The sequence below is a fragment of the Streptomyces sp. NBC_00353 genome (assembly GCF_036108815.1).
GTDB lineage: Bacteria > Actinomycetota > Actinomycetes > Streptomycetales > Streptomycetaceae > Streptomyces.
The window spans coordinates 7072162-7086366 of sequence record NZ_CP107985.1; the positions used below are offsets into that span (position 1 = coordinate 7072162).

General features: G+C 69.0%; 14 protein-coding genes. 9 read left to right on the forward strand and 5 right to left on the reverse strand.

Features of this window, described 5'->3' with window-relative positions; genetic code table 11:
- Positions 1–15: 15 nt before the first annotated feature.
- Both OHA88_RS31850 and OHA88_RS31855 read right to left on the reverse strand, forming a co-directional pair.
- Positions 16–657 carry a tyrosine-type recombinase/integrase gene (locus OHA88_RS31850; protein WP_328628037.1) on the reverse strand — a complete coding sequence of 214 codons (642 nt, stop codon included), beginning with the start codon at positions 655–657 and terminating at the stop codon, positions 16–18.
- Complete coding sequence (locus OHA88_RS31855; protein ID WP_328628038.1) at positions 543–977, reverse strand: hypothetical protein; 435 nt, start codon at positions 975–977, stop codon at positions 543–545. Before OHA88_RS31855 ends, OHA88_RS31850 begins: the two co-directional genes overlap by 115 nt.
- A gap of 87 nt (positions 978–1064) precedes the next feature.
- Between OHA88_RS31855 and OHA88_RS31860 the strand changes: the two genes are divergently transcribed.
- The 5 genes from OHA88_RS31860 (at position 1065) to OHA88_RS31885 (ending at position 4609) form a co-directional block, all read left to right on the forward strand.
- Positions 1065–1595 (forward strand): hypothetical protein, encoded by a 531-nt coding sequence (locus OHA88_RS31860; RefSeq protein WP_328628039.1) that lies wholly within the window; start codon positions 1065–1067, stop codon positions 1593–1595.
- Between the two features lie 600 nt (positions 1596–2195).
- Entirely contained in the window at positions 2196–2405 is a 210-nt protein-coding gene (locus tag OHA88_RS31865; RefSeq protein ID WP_328628040.1) for a hypothetical protein, read from the forward strand.
- A 529-nt stretch (positions 2406–2934) separates the two neighbouring features.
- Complete coding sequence (locus tag OHA88_RS31875; protein WP_328628041.1) at positions 2935–3144, forward strand: hypothetical protein; 210 nt, start codon at positions 2935–2937, stop codon at positions 3142–3144.
- A 235-nt stretch (positions 3145–3379) separates the two neighbouring features.
- A complete protein-coding gene (locus OHA88_RS31880; RefSeq protein ID WP_267005481.1) occupies positions 3380–3595 on the forward strand; it encodes a hypothetical protein in 216 nt (71 codons plus the stop codon).
- Positions 3596–3796: 201 nt separating this feature from the next.
- Positions 3797–4609, forward strand: a complete 813-nt coding sequence (locus tag OHA88_RS31885) for a putative protein N(5)-glutamine methyltransferase (RefSeq protein WP_328628042.1) — start codon at positions 3797–3799, stop codon at positions 4607–4609.
- Positions 4610–4717: 108 nt separating this feature from the next.
- Here OHA88_RS31885 and OHA88_RS31890 read toward each other — a convergent pair whose 3' ends face one another.
- The gene (locus OHA88_RS31890; RefSeq protein ID WP_328628043.1) at positions 4718–5233 is read right to left on the reverse strand and encodes a pyridoxamine 5'-phosphate oxidase family protein; all 516 of its coding nucleotides are present in this window, start codon (positions 5231–5233) and stop codon (positions 4718–4720) included.
- A 137-nt stretch (positions 5234–5370) separates the two neighbouring features.
- On the opposite strand from OHA88_RS31890, the gene OHA88_RS31895 reads away from it, so the two are divergent.
- Entirely contained in the window at positions 5371–8361 is a 2991-nt protein-coding gene (locus OHA88_RS31895; RefSeq protein ID WP_328628044.1) for a bifunctional [glutamine synthetase] adenylyltransferase/[glutamine synthetase]-adenylyl-L-tyrosine phosphorylase, read from the forward strand.
- Positions 8362–8445: 84 nt separating this feature from the next.
- On the opposite strand, the gene OHA88_RS31900 is transcribed toward OHA88_RS31895, so the two are convergent.
- Positions 8446–9378: a phosphatase PAP2 family protein gene (locus OHA88_RS31900; protein ID WP_328628045.1), complete on the reverse strand. Its 933-nt coding sequence runs from the start codon at positions 9376–9378 to the stop codon at positions 8446–8448.
- Between the two features lie 74 nt (positions 9379–9452).
- A complete protein-coding gene (locus OHA88_RS31905; RefSeq protein WP_326630850.1) occupies positions 9453–10520 on the reverse strand; it encodes a LacI family DNA-binding transcriptional regulator in 1068 nt (355 codons plus the stop codon).
- 405 nt (positions 10521–10925) lie between these two features.
- On the opposite strand from OHA88_RS31905, the gene OHA88_RS31910 reads away from it, so the two are divergent.
- From OHA88_RS31910 to OHA88_RS31920, 3 genes are read left to right on the forward strand one after another with little or no spacing between them, the layout of a single operon-like run.
- The gene (locus tag OHA88_RS31910; protein WP_326603310.1) at positions 10926–12200 is read left to right on the forward strand and encodes an extracellular solute-binding protein; all 1275 of its coding nucleotides are present in this window, start codon (positions 10926–10928) and stop codon (positions 12198–12200) included.
- A 22-nt stretch (positions 12201–12222) separates the two neighbouring features.
- Entirely contained in the window at positions 12223–13236 is a 1014-nt protein-coding gene (locus tag OHA88_RS31915) for a carbohydrate ABC transporter permease (RefSeq protein WP_328628046.1), read from the forward strand.
- Positions 13233–14132 carry a sugar ABC transporter permease gene (locus OHA88_RS31920; protein ID WP_267005488.1) on the forward strand — a complete coding sequence of 300 codons (900 nt, stop codon included), beginning with the start codon at positions 13233–13235 and terminating at the stop codon, positions 14130–14132. Before OHA88_RS31915 ends, OHA88_RS31920 begins: the two co-directional genes overlap by 4 nt.
- Positions 14133–14205: the final 73 nt, after the last annotated feature.

Genomic DNA, 14205 nt, shown 5'->3' on the forward strand with positions numbered 1-14205 from the left:
TGGCCCGGAGTCCGTTCAAACGCCCTGGGCCGTCCCTGGGCCGTCAGGCGCGGAAGCGGTGGCGTCGTACATGCTGTCCACGGCCTTCCGGGTGCGCCCCTCGCTACTAGGCATCAGGTGCGTGTACGTCCGGAGCGTGAAGCCGGGGTCGGAGTGCCCGAGGTAGGTGGAGAGCGCCTTGATGTTCTCCCCTGCGTCCAGGAGTACCGAGGCGTAGAAGTGCCGGAGCGCATGCATCCCGTGCTCGCGGGCGGCCTGGTGCCGTTCGCCCTCCTGCCGCTGGGGGATGACGCCGGCCGTGACGAGGGCATGCTTCCATACGCGGGTATTGAAGTCGGTCCGCCGTACGGCGCCACCGCCTACGAGTGAGAACAGCAGCCGCTTGGTGACTGGCACCTCATCGGGCCGAAGCCACGGCAGGGTCACTTCGATGGGCGGGAAGTCCTTGCAGTGCTGCTTGAGGATGGCCGCGACGCGAGCGGGCAGCGGCACGTCCCGTTCCTTACCGCGCTTCGGCGGCGCGAATACCAGGTGCCCATTGGCTACTTTGACTTGGTACGCGATGTGCAGCCATCCCGTCGCGTAGTCGATCTCATCTTCGGGAAGGCCGAAAATTTCGCCTTGCCTGAGGCCACAGCCGCCTCCAAGGTCCGACATCGCGCGGTATCGATGGGGGAGCGCGGCCCGCACCGCGAATGTGCATTCGGCCGCACGCGGGGAGACGTGGGCTTGGGCGCTTGAACGGTGCGTGCTTTGCACGGGTTCTTGGTGAGCAGAGCGTCATCCGCGGCGGCTGCCAGAACAGCTGACACGCTCGCGAAGATGACGCGGCGGTACGACGACATGGGGAGCGCGCGTTCCAACTCGCTTAGCCAGTTGCGGATGTGCGAGGGCTGGAAGGAGTCGAGGGGGCGCGACCCGATGTACGGAAAGGCGTGCAGCCGAAGCTGCACCGTAACCGAGGTGCGCGTAGTCATGTCGGTGGTCTGGGACGCGAGCCAATTCTCTCCGTATGCCGGAATGTAGTGCGGCCGGCAGCGGGATCGATGTACTGCCTGCGCGACATGTCGGCTTCGAACCAGGTTCCCGTGCCGCTGGACACGCCCCCTCAGCCGACGCCGGTCGGCTTCGAGGGCTCGGTCGCCGAGCCATGCGTGCTGCACCCCGAGCAGGTCGTCACCTACCCGTACGCCGGCTTGCTGCCGACAAGACTATGGAAAAGGATCGACGCCTGGGAGGAGGCCCAGGAACGGAAGGCAGAGAAGGACGGTCTGGACGACGAACTGGTCACGTATCACCACGACCTGTCGATTCCACAAGGTTGCCGCGTGGGCGGGTTCCCCTCCTGGCACACGACTGACCCCTCCCCGATGAACTGCGAATCTTGTGCCTCACCGATGGTCCTGCTGCTGAGCATCGGCAGCCGCGAGTGGGACGGCGCCAATGGCAGCTGGATGCCCACCGAGGAGTGGGACGTCGCAGAGCACCTGCGGGACCGCTGCCCCACAAAGCTGACGATCGGCCGAGACGGTCTGCTGAACATCTTCGCCTGCCCCACCGAGCCCGGGCACCCGCACCGATGGAGCCTCCAATAGGCGGGGCAGAGCTCCTCGGACCGGTGCTGTCACCTCCCGTCAGACCACCCCACACGCGGCATGGTCAGGCCCGAGGTAGCTGTTCATCAGCTTCTGCACAGGGCGGTCCTGGGGGCCAAATAGGGGGCCAACCGCCGCACCACGCAGCAGACCTCTATGGACGGCTACGGACGAAACCTTCGCTGCCGGAGCATGCCTTTTCGCTACCCCATAAGGTCAACTGACCCCGGATTCACGTTCGGGACGAAGAGGTCGCCGGCAGGTGCGCTCAGCCGACCTGCGGCCAGGACGCAAGCATGGGGAGCCGGCCGAACCTGTACGTTCAAGTCACAGGCATGCATGGACGCTTTACGTCTTGAGGCCGTCACCGTACGAGCGCGGTAGAACTTTCCCTACTTCATCAAGGCGCGGCGCGTCCCGTAGCCCCCAGTTGGGAGCCATCTCTGTCTTCGCTCGGTCCAGCGTCGGAGGGGTTGCGGCGTCTGCCTGCCACGACTCGCGGGCCTGCTCACCGTCACCCATTCTGAGTAATAGGGCGTCCCTGACATAGGCCCGGTCATCCCAAAGCACCGAACCAGGGACACTCGAGAGGGGAAAGCCATGCGTATACGACGATTGCTGGGCCTCGTTCTCGCCACAGCAACCCTCGCCGGCGTGAGCGCCGTCGGCGCCGCCACCGCTCAGGCAGCGACGTATCCGGCGATCTCGGCCGAACAGTGCACGGCCCAGGGCGGAACGATCAACCAGGGCGGCCCTTACCGCGCCCCCACGTGCAACTTCCCCGATGGGCGCTCGGAAATCATTACCTGAGCGCGCCGGGCCAGATGGGCGGGCATAGCGGCCTGACTTCATGGAGCAGCGCCCCGCGTAGAGATGAGCTTTGACAGTCTGGCAGATCCGCCGCGGGGCGAAGAGACCACTCCGCACGGGCCCCGGCGTTCTCGGGCCCCTTCCCCCAGGTGTTCTCGTCTCGGGGTGCGTGGACGTCGTGTGGACGGGATTTTGGGCTGCTCAGCCGTGCTCTCCTAGGCGGGCTAAGACCTTGGCGTTCGCGGCCTCGTCTCCGTCCTTGAGGAACTTGGCGCATACCCGAAAGAGCACCGCCACGCTGTGGCCGGCGCGCTCAGCCACCAACTGAGGTTCGACTCCGGAGCTGAGTCAAGTGGACCGAACTCGCTTCGTGCCTCCCGAGTCCGACGAAGGCCTTGGGCGGGCCGGGTCAGCGGCCCGCTCCCGACAGCCATGTCACCTGAATGGCGCAACATGATGTGCCACCCATATGGGCGAAGATCAAGCTGGGTAGTGCCCCAACCGAGGCAATCCGTGAAAGGGAGACCAAATGCGCATTCGACGAATCCTCGCCGCCGTCATCGCCACGGCAGCCCTCGCCGGACTCGGCCTCACAGGCGCCGCCACCGCCACTGCCGCCACCGCACAGGGTGCCCCATCCCACGTCACCCCTTCTGAGTGCAGGCAGGGCGGCGGAATGCCCGATCTGGCGGACAACCTCTGCAAGGGCGGTACGCACGACGGGCAGCAGGTCGACTGAGCCCCGCAAGGCGCCCCGCAGCCACGCGCCGCGGGGCGCTCCCGCGCGAGCTGGGAGAGTCGCAGGGACTGTGCCGCCCCGTCGGACACGCCCTGGACGCCACCCGATCCCGGCGGCGGAAGCAGCCCGGTCGTTGCGGGAACGCGCGGGACCGGCCCGGGACTCTGGACGAGGTGTGTCCTGCGGGCGACAATGCGGCCAGGGCAGGGGTGTGGGCCCGGACCCGGGGGGATTCATGGCAAGCGTGTTGGTGCTGCTCGGTGGGCTGCTGGCGCTGATCGTCGCGCTCGTCGTCAGGCTGCAGCTGAAGGCGCGGCGCAGGACCGAGAACTTCGACGGGCAGGAGATCGAGCGGCAGGCCCGCGAAGCGATCCGGCACACCCGCGCGAACAACACCTCGGCGGCGGTCCACAACCGGTTCCTCGACGGCGGTGGCGGCCGCCGCTCGTGACCAACCGTCCAGGCGTCCGGCCCGTGGCAGGGACCGGGACTCGATTCCGGTAGTGTTGCCGACCCCAGCACGGGGACATACCGAGGAGGTGAGACCCATTACCGCTGTATCAGGCTGGGTGCTCACCTCTCGCGATCGCGTGGTCGGACCGGTATAGGCGGACCGCGGAGCACCCATCGGCATCCCGAAAGGCTCCGCTCCATGTCGCTTTCCTCGACACCGCTCCCTTACTCCGTCATCGTCACCAGACTTCGCGCCGCCGGCTGTGTATTCGCCGAGGACGAGGCGGAGTTGATCCTCGCCACGGCCGTGGACCCGGCCGAGCTCGCCGCCATGGTGGACCGGCGGGCAGCCGGACTTCCTCTCGAACACGTCCTCGGCTGGGCCGAGTTCCGCGGTCTGCGGATCGCTGTGGACCCCGGTGTCTTCGTTCCCCGGCGCCGTACCGAATTCCTCGTCGACCAGGCCGTCGGCCTCACCCGTCCCGCGGACGGACCCGCCGTCGTCGTCGATCTGTGCTGCGGTTCGGGTGCGCTGGGCGCCGCGCTCGCCGCCGCCCTGGACCGGGTCGAGCTGCACTCCAGCGATGTCGAACCCGCCGCGGTGCGGTGCGCGCGCCGCAATGTCGCCGGTGCGGGAGAGGTGTACGAGGGCGACCTCTTCGAACCGCTGCCCGCCTCGCTGCGCGGCCGCGTCGGGATTCTGCTCGCCAATGTGCCGTACGTCCCCAGCGAGGACGTCGAACTCCTGCCCGCGGAGGCCCGGGTCCATGAACCGAGGGTGGCGCTCGACGGTGGAGGCGACGGGCTCGATGTACTGCGCAGAGTGACCGCCGAAGCGCCTCAGTGGCTGGCGCCGGGCGGACATCTGCTGGTCGAGACGAGCGAACGGCAGGCGGCACGGGCCGAGGAGACCGTCGCCCGGAGCGGACTGATTGCGCGGGTGGTCACCTCCGACGAGCTGTATGCGACCGTCGTCATCGGCACCAGGCCAGGTACCGGGGACGGCAGGTAGCCCGCCCGGGGCGGCTGAGCGGCCCCGCTCAGCCGCCGTGCGGATCCGCGTCGGCAGGCTTCGCGGGGCGGCGGTGGCACGGGCCCGGCACACCGCACCGGACACCGTTCAGCCGAAACGCCAGCGGGTCTGGCTGTACGGTTCGCCCTTGCCGAAGCCGAACGCCGTGCGTGGGACCACCTCGAACACCTCCGCGCGGCCCCCCGCAGCGTTGGCGAACGCGCCCGCGCGGACCTCGAAGTGCCAGTCCGCGCCGTACTTCGCCTCCCAGAGTTCCGCCAGCCGGGTCAGCCGCGCCTCGTCCGTCACCCGGTCCGCCCGGCCCTCGACCACCACGTCGAAGCCCTGGTGCAGCGTGTCGGTGCCGGTCGTCACCACGACCTCCGGGTTCGTCGCCGGATTCCGTGCCTTGCGCTCGGCCGGGCCCGTGCAGAAGTGCAACGCGTCGTCCGACCAGAGCCCGATCAGCGGCGTGACGTGCGGGCGGCCGTCCGGCCGGACCGTGGACAGCCAGAACACCTCCGCCCGCGTCAGCACGGCAACCGCCTCCGACCACGGTCGGGCCGTCGCGTCCTTGTCGCTGTAACCGGGATGCAGCTCGGCGACGGGCTGGTGTCCGGACACGGTGACCTCCTCCTGAGCGGGTCCTGAAAGCGATCGTGTCTGCGAAGTGTGGACCGCGCACCCGCTCCGAATTCATCGGCGCGGGGCTAGGCTCGGAAAGCTGGAAAGTGATCGGGCGGCGAGCAGGAGAGCACGGAATGACGACGGTGCCGGGGCGCAGAAGCAGTACGTTCACCAGGCTGCTGCGGCACGGTTTCACCGACCCGTCCGCCGCCGAACGGCTGCTGGACCTGCCGACTCTGTCGACCGTACGCACCGACTCGGTCCTGCTCGACGCGCTCGGGGCGACCGCCGACCCCGATCTGGCGCTGAAGGGGCTCGTCCGGCTGGTGGAGGCCGTGGACGCCGACGAGCGGCGGGTCCTGCTGGACACACTCATCACCGCCAAGCCGCTGCGGGACCGGCTGCTCGGGGTGCTCGGGGCGTCCGAGGCGCTCGGCGACCATCTGGCGCGCCACCCCCGCGACTGGCACGCGCTCGTCACGTACGAGGCGACCGATCTGCACCCCGGGGTGGCCGAGTTCGAGCACGAGCTCGCCCGGGCCGGCGATCCGGACTCGCTGCGCGTCGCCTACCGCCGGTGCCTGCTGGCCATAGCGGCCCGTGATGTGTGCGGTACGACGGATGTCGCCGAGACCGCCGCCGAACTCGCCGACCTGGCGACCGCGACGCTGCGCGCGGCGCTCGCCATCGCCCGCACGGCCGCCCCGGAGGACGCCGCCGTGTGCCGCCTCGCGGTCATCGCGATGGGCAAGTGCGGCGGCCACGAACTGAACTACGTCTCCGACGTCGACGTGATCTTCGTGGCGGAACCGTTCGACGGCGCCGAGGAGAGCAGGGCCGTGCAGGGCGCCACCCGACTGGCGGCGCACATGATGCGGATCTGCTCGGACACGACCGTCGAGGGCACCATCTGGCCGGTCGACGCCAACCTCCGCCCGGAGGGCCGTAACGGGCCGCTCGTACGGACACTGTCCTCGCATCTCGCCTACTATCAGCGGTGGGCCAAGACGTGGGAGTTCCAGGCGCTGCTCAAGGCCCGGCCGGTGGCCGGCGACCCCGAGCTGGGCGCGGAGTACGTCGACGCCGTCTCGCCGCTGGTGTGGCAGGCCGCGGACCGGGAGAACTTCGTCGGTGACGTACAGAAGATGCGCCGCCGCGTCGTCGACAACATTCCCGCCGACCGTGTCGACCGGGAGATCAAGCTGGGACCCGGTGGACTGCGGGATGTCGAGTTCGCCGTACAGCTGCTCCAGCTCGTGCACGGCCGCAGCGACGCCTCCCTGCACAGCGGCTCGACCCTGGGGGCCCTGCGGGCGCTCGCCGAGGGCGGTTACGTCGGGCGGGTGGACGCCGCGCAGCTCGACGACGCGTACCGCTTCCTGCGCGCCATGGAGCACCGCATCCAGCTGTACCGGCTGCGCCGCACCCACCTCGTCCCCGAGGACGAGGCGGATCTGCGCCGGCTCGGGCGCTCCCTCGGGATGCGTACGGACCCCCTCACCGAGCTCAACCAGGAGTGGAAGCGGCACGCGTCCGTGGTGCGGCGGCTGCACGAGAAGCTGTTCTACCGGCCGCTGCTGGACGCCGTCGCCCAGCTCGCGCCCGGCGAGACCCGGCTCAGCGCGAAGGCCGCCGGGCACCGGCTCGAAGCGCTCGGGTACGCCGATCCGGCCGCCGCGCTCCGGCACCTGGAGGCGCTGTCGTCCGGGGTTTCCCGCAAGGCCGCCATCCAGCGCACCCTGCTGCCGGTGCTGCTCGGCTGGTTCGCGGACTCCGCCGACCCGGACGCCGGGCTCCTCGGCTTCCGCAAGGTGTCCGACGCGCTCGGCAAGACGCCCTGGTACCTGCGGCTGCTGCGCGACGAGGGCGCGGCCGCGGAGAACCTCGCCCGCGTCCTGTCGGCCGGCCGGCTCGCCCCCGACCTGCTGCTGCGGGCCCCCGAGGCGGTGGCGATCCTCGGCGATCCGCAGGGGCTGAAGCCGCGCAGCCGAACCCATCTGGAGCAGGAGGTGCTCGCCGCGGTGGGGCGGGCGGACGGCGCCGAGTCCGCGGTCGCGGCGGTCCGCGGGGTGCGACGGCGCGAACTGTTCCGTACGACGGCCGCGGACCTCATCGGCTCGTACGGCACGGAGGAGAACCCCGCCGAACCCGACCCCGGCGCACTCGTCGACCGGGTCGGCAAGGCGGTCACCGATCTGAACGCCGTCACACTCGCGGGCGCGCTGCGGGCCGCCGTACGCGAACAGTGGGGCGACACCCTCCCCACCCGGTTCGCGGTCATCGGCATGGGGCGGTTCGGCGGCCACGAACTCGGTTACGGCTCCGACGCCGACGTCCTGTTCGTGCACGCGCCGCGCGAGGGCGTCGACGAACAGGAGGCCGCCCGGGCCGCCAACACCGTCGTCGGCGAGATGCGCAGGCTGTTGCAGCTGCCCACGGCCGATCCGCCGCTGATGATCGACGTGGATCTGCGGCCGGAGGGCAAGAGCGGCCCGCTGGTCCGGACGCTGAAGTCGTACGAGGCGTACTACCGGCGGTGGGCGCTGGTCTGGGAGAGCCAGGCCCTGCTGCGCGCCGAACCGATGGCGGGCGACGAGGACCTCGGCGGCGAATTCATCGAGCTGATCGCCCCGCTGCGCTACCCGATGGAAGGGCTGGGGGAGGACGCGGTCCGCGAGATCCGCCGCCTCAAGGCCCGGATGGAGTCCGAGCGGATGCCACGCGGTGCCGACCCGACGCTCCACACGAAACTGGGGCGCGGCGGGCTGAGCGACGTCGAGTGGACGGTCCAGCTGATGCAGATGCAGCACGGCTGGGTGGAACCCGGCCTGCGCACGACCCGCACCCGCGAGGCGCTGGCAGCCGCGTGTGCGGCCGAACTGATCTCGGCCGAGGACGCGCAGACCCTGGACGAGGCCTGGGTGCTCGCCACGCGGGTCCGCAACGCGGTGATGCTGGTACGCGGCCGCCCCGGGGACACCTTCCCGTCCGGCCCGCGCGAGCTGACGGCCGTGGGGCGCTATCTCGGATACGAACCGGGTCATGTCGGCGACATGCTCGACGACTACCGGCGGATCACCCGGCGGGCGCGGGCGGTGGTGGAGGAGCTGTTCTACGGGGCGTGAGGGCGTCGACGAACCACGGCAGGCGGCAATTCCGAGGCCGGGCGGCCATGGCGGTCCGTCCGGCGATTCGAGGGAGAGAGCCGGTTACCGGCGCACCGGTGCCTCCGCGGCCGGCTGCCCGACCCTGATCGGCGCTCCCGGGCCGAGCGCCGAGAGTCTGGCCCCGGCAGGGCGCGTGACCCGCTTCTGAAGGTGGTGCGGCAGCGCCCCGTACCAGGCGAACGACACCGCGTAACCGAACGCCAGACAGGTCATGCCGCCCACCGCGTCCAGCCAGAAGTGGTTGGCGGTCGACACGATCACGATCAGTGTGGTCGCCGGGTACAGCAGGCCCGCGATGCGTGCCCACGGCGCCGACGCCAGCGCGTAGATGGTCAGGCCGCACCACAGCGACCAGCCGATATGCATCGACGGCATCGCCGCGTACTGGTTCGACATGTTCTTGAAGTTGCCCGAGGCCATCGAGCCCCAGGTGTGGTGCACCAGCACGGTGTCGATGAAGTGGCCGCCGTTCATCAGGCGCGGTGGCGCCAGCGGATACAGGTAGTACCCGAGCAGCGCGACGCCCGTGGTCGCGAACAGCACCAGGCGCGCTGCCGCGTAACGTCCGGGATGGCGACGGAACAGCCACATCAGCACACCGATGGTGACGACGAAGTGCAGTGTCGCGTAGTAGTAGTTCATCGAGACGATCAGCCATGTCACGGAGTTCACCGCGTGGTTGACCGACTGCTCGACGGCGATGCCCAGGTACTTCTCCACCGACCAGAGCCAGTCCGCGTTGCTGAGTGCCGCGGCCTTCTGCTCGGGGACGGCGTTGCGCACCAGCGAGTAGACCCAGTAACTCACCGCGATCAGCAGGACTTCGAAATAGATGCGCGGCCGACGTGGGTACCGCAGCGAACGCAGCCGCGCCAGCCTGTCGTTCCGCTGCACCTCGGGAGCCGCCTCGTCCGCGATGGGTGACGGGGTGGCCGCCGGTCGGCCGTCCTGTGACTTCACGCTCACTTCACCCATAGGCGTCGATTCTTTCAGTTGCGTCCCACTTCCCGATCATCCTCCGGTCGGGTTCCGGTTGCACATCATGCCCGCTACAGGCGCGCGTGCGCCCCTGATTCCGTTCCGGAAGCAGAGGCCGGATCGGGGCCGGGGCCCGCGGCCGTCGAACCGCGGACGACCAACTCCGGCATGAAGACGAACTCGCTGTGCGGGGCCGGTGTGCCGCCGATCTCCTCGAGCAGGGTGCGCACGGCGGCCTGACCCATCGCCGTCACCGGCTGACGGATCGTGGTCAGCGGCGGATCGGTGAACGCTATGAGGGGCGAATCGTCGTAGCCGACGACCGACAGGTCGCGCGGCACCTCCATCGACAGCCGGCGCGCGGCCCGGATCGCACCCAGCGCCATCATGTCGCTCGCGCACACCACCGCCGTGCACCCGCGCTCTATCAGCGCCGAGGCGGCCGCCTGGCCGCCCTCCAGCGTGAACAGGGAGTGCTGGATCAGCGCCTCCACCTCGTCCGAGGTGAGGTTCAACTGCTCCTGCACGGTGGAACGGAATCCCTCGATCTTGCGGAGCACCGGAACGAAACGCTTGGGCCCGACCGCGAGGCCGATCCGCTGATGGCCGAGCGAGACCAGATGCGTCACCGCGAGCCGCATCGCCGCCCGGTCGTCGGGCGAGATGAACGGCGCCTGCACCTTCGGCGAGAAGCCGTTGACCAGCACGAAGGGCACACCCTGGGCGCGCAGTTGCTCATATCGCTGCATATCGGCCGACGTGTCGGCATGCAGCCCGGAGACGAAGATGATGCCGGAGACGCCACGGTCGACGAGCATCTCGGTGAGCTCGTCCTCGGTGGAACCGCCGGGGGTCTGCGTCGCCAGCACCGGCGTGTAGCCCTGCCGCGTCAGCGCCTGGCCGATGACCTGGGCGAGCGCCGGGAAGATGGGGTTCTCCAGCTCGGGCGTGATCAGCCCGACCAGTCCCGCGCTGCGCCTGCGCAGCCGTACCGGCCGTTCGTAGCCGAGGACGTCGAGCGCGGCGAGGACGGATTCGCGGGTGGCTGCAGCAACACCTGGCTTGCCGTTCAGTACACGGCTGACCGTAGCCTCGCTGACCCCCGCCTGAATTGCGATATCGGCAAGCCGTGCGGTCATGGGAGTGGACTGTACCGGGCGCGTGTCGGATTGCCCACCATGCGCGGGAATCGGGCGACTGCGGTGCTGTCCGGAGGGTGGCGGTGACCGACGGTACCGGCGGCGGTACGTACCGCCGTGGACTGATCAGCAGTGCCGCCGCAACATCTTGCAAGGTCTTGCGAGGCCGAGCTGCGGGCTGCAATCGGATCGTCGCACTGCGAATTCACGACTGGCCCCTTCTCCTGTCAGGGGCGAGGCGCTCCCGTCAAGAGGCTTGACGGCAACCGTGAGGACACGCGAATGTAACGATCGTCGAAGCTTGCAGAAATCTTCCGCAAACTCTTTCGGCCATCTTTCATCCTTGTTACGTTCCTCGTCGACCCGGCGCCGCGATGGAGCGGTACGGCAGTTGAAGGAGTTCAGATGCGACGTGGCATAACGGCCACCGCCCTGGTCGCGGCCCTGGCGCTTGCGGCGACCGCCTGCGGCAGCGATGACAAGTCCGACGGCTCGAGCAAGAGCTCCGGCGAGCTCTCCGGGACCGTTACATGGTGGGACACCTCCACCGTGGGCAGCGAGGACAAGGTCTTCAAGAAGATTGCCGAAGACTTTGAGAAGCAGCACCCGAAGGTCGACGTCAAGTACGTCAACGTGCCCTTCGGTGAGGCGCAGAACAAGTTCAAGAACGCTGCCCAGTCCGGCTCCGGCGCGCCCGACGTGATCCGCTCCGAGGTCGCCTGGACCCCCGAGTTCGCGGACCTCGGCTACCTCGCCCCGCTGGACGGCACCCCCGCCCTGCAGAAGGCGGACGACTTCCTCAAGCAGGCCGCCGCCTCCACCAAGTACAACGGCAAGACGTACGCGGTGCCGCAGGTCATCGACTCCATGGGCATCTTCTACAACAAGAAGATCTTCAAGGAGGCCGGCGTCGAGGTTCCCACCACCGTCGACCAGCTGAAGACCGTCTCCAAGAAGATCAAGGAGAAGACCGGCAAGACCGGTCTGTACCTGCGCGGCGACGACGCGTACTGGTTCCTGTCCTTCCTGTACGGCGAGGGCGGCGACCTCGTCGACGCGTCCACCAAGTCCGTCACCGTCGACAACCCCGAGGGCGTCAAGGCGATGAAGGTCGTCAAGGACCTCGTCGACTCCGGTGCGGCCAAGACCGACGCGACGGACGGCTGGGAGAACATGCAGTCGTCCTTCAAGGACGGCAAGGTCGCCATGATCATCAACGGCCCGTGGGCCGTCGCCGACACGTACGCCGGCGCGGAGTTCAAGGACAAGGCCAACCTGGGCGTCGCCCCGGTCCCGGCCGGCTCCGCCGCGCAGGGCGCCCCGCAGGGCGGTCACAACCTGGCCGTCTACGCGGGCTCCAAGAACCTCGACGCCTCCTACGCCTTCGTCGACTACATGACGTCCACGAAGACCCAGGCCCAGGTCACCAAGGAGCTGAACCTCCTGCCGACCCGTACCTCCGCCTACTCGCAGGAAGCCGTCGTCGACAACGAGATCGTCGGCTTCTTCAAGCCGGTCGTCGAGACCGCCGTCGAGCGCCCCTGGATCCCGGAGACCGGCAGCCTCTTCGCCCCGCTCGTCACCGAGTACACCAAGGTCCTGACCGGCCAGACCACGCCGGAGAAGGCCGCCAAGGCCACCGGTGACTCCTACCGCAAGCTCCTCAAGGGCTGGAAGTAGCCAGAGAAAGGCAGGCCGACTGATGGCTGTCCACACCAGCCAGTCGGTGGCAACGGCCGCGGGCGACAATGTCGCCCGCGGCCGGAGCCGCGGTACTGGTACCCCATCGCCGAGCAGGCTCCGGCGGGCTCTGTCGACCCACTGGTACGCCTGGACGATGGTCGCCCCGGTCGTCGCCGTGATCGGCGTGATCATCGGCTACCCGCTGGTCCGCGGCATCTACCTGTCGCTGACCGACGCCAATGAGCGCAACGTCGAACGGTCCATCGGCGTCAACCACATGCCGGCGACGTACAAGTTCGTCGGCCTGGACAACTACGCCGACGCGCTCACGGGCAACCAGTTCCTCGGCACGCTCGGGTGGACCCTGGTGTGGACGGTCTCCTGCGTGAGCATCACGTTCGTCCTCGGCATGGCCCTGGCCAACATCCTCAACCGCCGGATCGCCGGCCGCTCGGCCTACCGGATGGCGCTGATCCTGCCCTGGGCCATCCCCGGCTTCGTCTCCGTCTTCGCCTGGCGCTTCCTCTACAACGAGGACCGCGGGCTGCTCAACAAGATCCTCTCCGGTGCCGGCGTCGACGGTATTCCGTGGCTCAACGACCCCACCTGGGCGAAGTTCTCCGTCATCGCCGTCAATGTGTGGCTCGGCGTGCCGTTCATGATGGTCGCCCTGCTCGGCGGTCTGCAGTCCATCCCCAGCGAGCAGTACGAGGCCGCCGAGATGGACGGTGCCACCGCCTGGCAGCGGTTCCGCCACATCACCCTGCCCGGGCTCCGGCCGGTCTCCACCACCGTGATCCTGCTGTCGACCATCTGGACGTTCAACATGTTCCCGGTGATCTTCCTGCTGACCCGCGGCGGACCGGGCGAGGCCACCCAGATCCTGGTCACCCAGGCGTACAAGTTCTCCTTCGAGATCAGCCCGCGCGACTTCGCGCAGTCCTCCACCTGGGGCGTGCTGATCCTCGTCCTCCTGATGCTCTTCGCCGCGGTCTACCGGCGAGTCCTCCGCACGCAGGGAGATAACTGGTGACCACCGCCCCCGCAACCACCGTCCGCCGCGCCGCCCCGGCCGCGCGCCACTCGGCCCGCAAGGTCCGGCCGCGCGGCGAGCGCTCGCCGCTCGCCTCCGTCGGACTGCACCTCACGCTGATCGTGGCGTCCGTGATCGCCGTGTTCCCCGTGCTGTGGGTCCTGCTGACCTCGCTGAAGCCCGCCGCGTACGCGACGACGACGGACTTCTTCAAGGACACGACCTTCGAGAACTACACCGGCCTGATCAAGGACACCGAGTTCCTGACCTGGTTCGGCAACTCGCTGGTCATCGCCGGGCTCACCACCGTCCTCGGTGTCTTCGTCTCCGCCACCACCGGCTACGCCGTCAGCCGTTTCCGGTTCCCCGGCAAGCGCGGGCTGATGTGGACGCTGCTGATCACCCAGATGTTCCCGGTCGCCGTCCTCATCGTGCCGATCTACAACATCATGTCGAGCCTGGGCCTGCTCAATCAGCCTGCCGGCCTCGTCATCACGTACCTCACCATCGCGGTGCCGTTCTGCGCCTGGATGATGAAGGGCTTCTTCGACACCATCCCGCGCGAGATCGACGAGTCGGGGCAGGTCGACGGCCTCACCCCGTTCGGCACGTTCTGGCGGCTGATCCTGCCGCTCGCCAAGCCCGGCCTCGCGGTCACCGCGTTCTACTCCTTCATCACCGCCTGGGGCGAAGTTGCGTACGCCTCGGCCTTCATGGTCGGCGACGAGAACCTCACGCTCGCCGGCGGGCTGCAGAAGTTCGTCAACCAGTACGGAGCCCAGTGGGGGCCGATGACCGCCGCGTCCGTGCTCATCGCGATACCCGCGGCCCTGGTCTTCCTCTTCGCCCAGCGCCACCTGGTGACCGGCATGTCCGCCGGGGCCGTCAAGGGCTGACGCACCCAGCAGCACGACCCGCACGCACCAAGGAACGGCGGCGCCGGATCCCCGACCCGGTCCCGGCGCCGCT

Bases quoted from the DNA above. Each gene is read 5' to 3' on its own strand.
- OHA88_RS31900 (WP_328628045.1), bottom strand. From the start codon at position 9,378: ATGGGTGAAGTGAGCGTGAAGTCACAGGACGGCCGACCGGCGGCCACC.
- OHA88_RS31880 (WP_267005481.1), top strand. From the start codon at position 3,380: ATGGCAAGCGTGTTGGTGCTGCTCGGTGGGCTGCTGGCGCTGATCGTC.
- OHA88_RS31895 (WP_328628044.1), top strand. From the start codon at position 5,371: ATGACGACGGTGCCGGGGCGCAGAAGCAGTACGTTCACCAGGCTGCTG.
- OHA88_RS31875 (WP_328628041.1), top strand. From the start codon at position 2,935: ATGCGCATTCGACGAATCCTCGCCGCCGTCATCGCCACGGCAGCCCTC.
- OHA88_RS31915 (WP_328628046.1), top strand. From the start codon at position 12,223: ATGGCTGTCCACACCAGCCAGTCGGTGGCAACGGCCGCGGGCGACAAT.
- OHA88_RS31850 (WP_328628037.1), bottom strand. From the start codon at position 657: ATGTCGGACCTTGGAGGCGGCTGTGGCCTCAGGCAAGGCGAAATTTTC.
- OHA88_RS31860 (WP_328628039.1), top strand. From the start codon at position 1,065: ATGTCGGCTTCGAACCAGGTTCCCGTGCCGCTGGACACGCCCCCTCAG.
- OHA88_RS31865 (WP_328628040.1), top strand. From the start codon at position 2,196: ATGCGTATACGACGATTGCTGGGCCTCGTTCTCGCCACAGCAACCCTC.
- OHA88_RS31905 (WP_326630850.1), bottom strand. From the start codon at position 10,520: ATGACCGCACGGCTTGCCGATATCGCAATTCAGGCGGGGGTCAGCGAG.
- OHA88_RS31855 (WP_328628038.1), bottom strand. From the start codon at position 977: ATGACTACGCGCACCTCGGTTACGGTGCAGCTTCGGCTGCACGCCTTT.
- OHA88_RS31885 (WP_328628042.1), top strand. From the start codon at position 3,797: ATGTCGCTTTCCTCGACACCGCTCCCTTACTCCGTCATCGTCACCAGA.
- OHA88_RS31910 (WP_326603310.1), top strand. From the start codon at position 10,926: ATGCGACGTGGCATAACGGCCACCGCCCTGGTCGCGGCCCTGGCGCTT.